Source organism: Georgenia sp. (assembly GCF_054605595.1).
This window is the reverse complement of record NZ_JBTSDU010000192.1, coordinates 1-3,719: the sequence shown is the minus strand read 5'-3', so window position 1 is coordinate 3,719 and position 3,719 is coordinate 1. Positions and strand designations below refer to the sequence as shown.

General features: G+C 68.8%; 5 protein-coding genes. 3 read left to right on the top strand and 2 right to left on the bottom strand.

The window, feature by feature from the left end; genetic code table 11:
- Positions 1-204: 204 nt before the first annotated feature.
- Positions 205-372 carry a hypothetical protein gene (locus ACYC1Z_RS14590; RefSeq protein WP_461410244.1) on the top strand — a complete coding sequence of 56 codons (168 nt, stop codon included), beginning with the start codon at positions 205-207 and terminating at the stop codon, positions 370-372.
- 37 nt (positions 373-409) lie between these two features.
- Here the strand turns inward: ACYC1Z_RS14590 and ACYC1Z_RS14585 are convergent, their stop codons facing one another.
- Positions 410-1,549: a cytochrome b gene (locus ACYC1Z_RS14585; protein WP_461410243.1), complete on the bottom strand. Its 1,140-nt coding sequence runs from the start codon at positions 1,547-1,549 to the stop codon at positions 410-412.
- Positions 1,546-2,085, bottom strand: a complete 540-nt coding sequence (locus ACYC1Z_RS14580; RefSeq protein WP_461410242.1) for a hypothetical protein — start codon at positions 2,083-2,085, stop codon at positions 1,546-1,548. Before ACYC1Z_RS14580 ends, ACYC1Z_RS14585 begins: the two co-directional genes overlap by 4 nt.
- 251 nt (positions 2,086-2,336) lie before the next feature.
- On the opposite strand from ACYC1Z_RS14580, the gene ACYC1Z_RS14575 reads away from it, so the two are divergent.
- Together ACYC1Z_RS14575 and ACYC1Z_RS14570 are read left to right on the top strand one after the other, a co-directional pair.
- Positions 2,337-2,990: a response regulator transcription factor gene (locus ACYC1Z_RS14575; protein WP_461410241.1), complete on the top strand. Its 654-nt coding sequence runs from the start codon at positions 2,337-2,339 to the stop codon at positions 2,988-2,990.
- Positions 2,977-3,719 (top strand): PAS domain-containing protein (locus tag ACYC1Z_RS14570; protein ID WP_461410240.1); only part of this gene is annotated, 743 nt, incomplete at its 3' end. The genes ACYC1Z_RS14575 and ACYC1Z_RS14570, both read left to right, overlap by 14 nt.

Below are 3,719 nucleotides of genomic sequence, written 5' to 3'. Positions count from 1 at the left end.
CCCACGACCGGGTCGGTCGTACGCTGACCGCGCTGTTCGACGCGGACCGGGCCAGTCTGCTCACCGAGCTGGTCCTGGGCGTGGTCAAGGAGTTCGGTGTCGTCCATCGTCTCCGTCGCCCGCTGTGAGCCTCAGCCTCACACGGCCGAATCTGCACCCGGTCGACGCGCGCCGCGGCTCCGGGGACCACGGGCCAGTGCGGACATGACGCGGACCGCAAGGCCGATCGAGACCAGAGCGGCGATGGCGCTGACCGCGAACCATGCCCCGACCGCCGGGCTCGGCGCCGCGGACAGGGCGCTGCTCAGCGACCCGGTCGCCACGATGGCCACGGCGAGGAGGATCCAGAAGGAGCGCCGTGCCCGGCCCTGAACGAGCCCGCCGGCGAAGGGGTGCCGAGTCATCGCGGTCACATCCCAAGGTGCTGCTGGACGGGTGTCACGCCCATCAGGATCGTGAGGACGATCACCGCGAGGAGCATGGCGATGCCGGCACCCATCGCGACGGGCCGCGAGCGCCAGTGCCGCTTCGGGTTGCGGTCGACGAACGGGAGCAGGATCAGCAGCCCGAAGAATGCGAGCTCGCCGTAGACGATTCCCTTCAGCCCGATCCAGTTCTCCAGGGTGAACATCCACCAGAAGCTCCAGGGCGGGCGGGTGATCTCGATGCCTGCCACCGGCGACGCGCCGAGCCCGGGCGGGAAGAGCACCGCGAGGATCCCCAGGATCCCGAACAGGGCGACACCGAAGGCGGCGATCCGGCGCAGGTGGTGGGTGAACGGCTCGGTCGGCTCGTCCACAGGTGCCTGCAGGCCCGAGGGATCGGTCCCCAGGACGGGGTGTGGGGAGATCTTGTGCTTCTTGACCAGCAGCCCGTGCAGGACGGCGAGCACGACGATCAGGCCCGGCACGAGCACCGTGTGGGCACCGTAGAGCCGCACAAGGATCGGCACCTGGTCGGCGAACTCGGGGGAGAACCAGATCCCGACGCCGCCGAGCAGGTTCCCGATCTCGATGTTGTGCCCGAGGGCCTCGAATCCCTCCTGGTCCCACTTCAGCACCGTCCCGGTGAAGGTGGCCAGCGTCACCAGGCCGAGCATCGCCACCCCGACGAGGTAGTTCGCTTCGCGCGGCCGTTTGTAGGAACCGGTGAAGAACACGCGCATGAGGTGGAGCAGGGCGGTGACGTACATGGCCTGCGCCGCCCAGAAGTGCACTCCGCGGACGAAGCGCCCACCCCAGACGTCCGTGACGATGTTGCGCACCGAGGCGTTCGCCGTCTCGGGTATGGGGCTGTAGAACTGCGCCAGTAGGACCCCGGTGACGATCAAGAGGCCGAGCGACGCCGCGGTGATGCCGCCGAGGCTCCAGGCGACGTTGTTCGCGTGCTCCGGGACGGGGTACTCCAACGCGTTGATCCCGAGGCGCTCGTCGAGCGCGTCCAGCACGGCGCGGCCCCTGCTCCGCTTGCGCGAATCGGTCTCGGGCGCGGCTCCCCCGGGGCTGCCCGGTTGCGTCGCGCCTGCGGCTGCCCCCACGTGTGTCGTCATGATGCGTCCTTCCTCGTCTGTGCGGAGTGGCCGTGGTCGGGGGTGCTCGAGCCCAACCGTTGGCTCAGCGCCCGCACGGTGTGTGCCGGGCGGTACTTCACGGCCACGGCGGTTCCTGCGACAACGAGGACGGCCGAGAGCCCGAGGAAGAGCCAGCTGCGACCGTCGAGGGCACCCCGGCCCGGGAGATCGCTGGTGATGATGCTCGTCCCGGTCTCCTCACCCGTGGCGGGAGGGAGCGCGCTGACCGCCTCGGTGATGGACTCCTGGAGCAGCGTCTGACCGGTCTCGACGTCGCCCGCGTTCAAGGCGGCCTGCCCCTGCTCGACCAGGCTGACGTCGACACCTTCCTGGTCCTCGGTCGCGAGCGCATCGTCGATCTTCTCCTGCGCCAGCATCACCCCGTCCGAACTGCTGTCGTGCGCAAGGTAGCCGAGGGCCTGCTGGATCAGGACGTAGGCCTCCTCACTCTCCCCGTCGCCGTGCGCCCAGGCCGGGGATGCGAACGCAACGCCCCCCAGGAGCACAGCGACCATCGACACGACCTGCAGCCATCGGGTTCTGCGGACCGGTGACCGGCTCGTTGTACGCATCGGTTCTCCTCTCGCGACGGCAGTGCCGCTTGCCGACACGTGAACGCTCCGTCCTTGTTCGTCGTCCAGTCTCGGGATGACGACCGCTTCCTCGCCAGGGGCCAATCACCAGACCTCATGGCGGTTCGCCCCCAACCGTCATGGGTGAATTCCCCCACTGAGTCACCCCCGCCGTGACGTAGTGTCGGGATGTGATGCCCGAAGTCATCCGCGTCCTCGTCGTCGACGACCACGCCCTGCACCGGGACGGCGCACGCGGGATCCTGAGCCAGCACGCGGACATTGAGGTCATCGAGGAGGCGGACTCCGGCGAGATGGCCCTCGCGCTCATCGACCGGCTGCTGCCGGACGTCGTGCTCATGGACATTCGCCTCCCCGGGGCCAGTGGCATCGAGACGACGCGTCTGATCCGCGCCCGATACCCCGCCGTGCGTGTCCTGATGGTCAGCGCATACGACGATGACGAGTACGTCCGCGGTGCGCTCCAAGCCGGGGCATCGGGCTACCTGTGCAAGACCGCCCCGGGTCGAGAGCTCGCGAAAGCGATCAGGGCGGTCGCTGCAGGTTCGAGCGTCGTCGAGCCTGGCGTCCTGACCAGGTTGCTGGCTGTCGAGCCGAGCACCTCGCCTGCCGAGAACAGCCTCAGCGAACGCGAACGGGCCGTGCTCGACCTGCTGGCGCAGGGCCTGACCAACAGGCAGGTCGCCACCCGGCTGTACATCAGCCCACGCACCGTCGAACGGCACTGCGAGAGCATCTACGCCAAGCTGGCCGTCCACTCGCGCACCGAGGCGGTCATCTCGGCTTTCGCGTCGGGGCTCGTGCGAGGACCCCATGACGAGCCCTGATCTCGGGACAACCGCCGACGCGCCCGTCGCCGGGTTCATCGATCGGTTCTGGCACACCCCGATTCCCTGGCGCTCACCGAAGTTCTGGACGATCCAGGTCTCGATCCTGGTGATCATGACCACACACACCCTCGTGCTGAGCTGGCGGGACGGTGCGGACCTTGCCGGAATCCCGGCGCCCCTGACCTCCAGCCTGATGCTCATCCCGGTGCTGTACGCGGCGCTGAACTTCGGCACCACGGGGGCGATCTGGACGGAGACATGGGCCACGGCACTGTTCACGCTGCACTGGCTGGCTCTGCACCATCACGACATCACGAGCGCCCACCTGTGGATCGAGCTCGTCAGTCTGGCGGTGCTGGCGGTGAGCGGGGTGATCGTCGGGGAGCGGGTCGACGTGGAACGTCTCGGCCGACGTCGAACGGAGGCCGCCTTGAAGGTTGCCGACCTGGCGGAGGCCCGCTACCGAGGACTCTTCGAGCACCAGCCGGCACCCGTCGTCATCGTCACCGTCGACCACGGCGTCGTCGTCGAGCTCAACACCGCCGCGCAGGAGCTGCTCGGGCCGGACACCCAGGGCCAGGCGCTGGAAGCGTCTCTCGGTATCGCCATCTCGGACCTCCTGGCGCGCCGTACACCCGTTGCGATCCGCTCACCGCACGGTCTGATCCGGCACTACATGCCCTCGGCCCACCACATCGGCGTCCCAGGTGGGCCGGGCCTCGCCCA

What these genes read in the sequence shown, in the direction of transcription:
- ACYC1Z_RS14590 (WP_461410244.1), top strand. Translation starts at nt 205, where the DNA reads ATGACGCGGACCGCAAGGCCGATCGAGACCAGAGCGGCGATGGCGCTG.
- ACYC1Z_RS14585 (WP_461410243.1), bottom strand. Translation starts at nt 1,549, where the DNA reads ATGACGACACACGTGGGGGCAGCCGCAGGCGCGACGCAACCGGGCAGC.
- ACYC1Z_RS14580 (WP_461410242.1), bottom strand. Translation starts at nt 2,085, where the DNA reads ATGGTCGCTGTGCTCCTGGGGGGCGTTGCGTTCGCATCCCCGGCCTGG.
- ACYC1Z_RS14575 (WP_461410241.1), top strand. Translation starts at nt 2,337, where the DNA reads ATGCCCGAAGTCATCCGCGTCCTCGTCGTCGACGACCACGCCCTGCAC.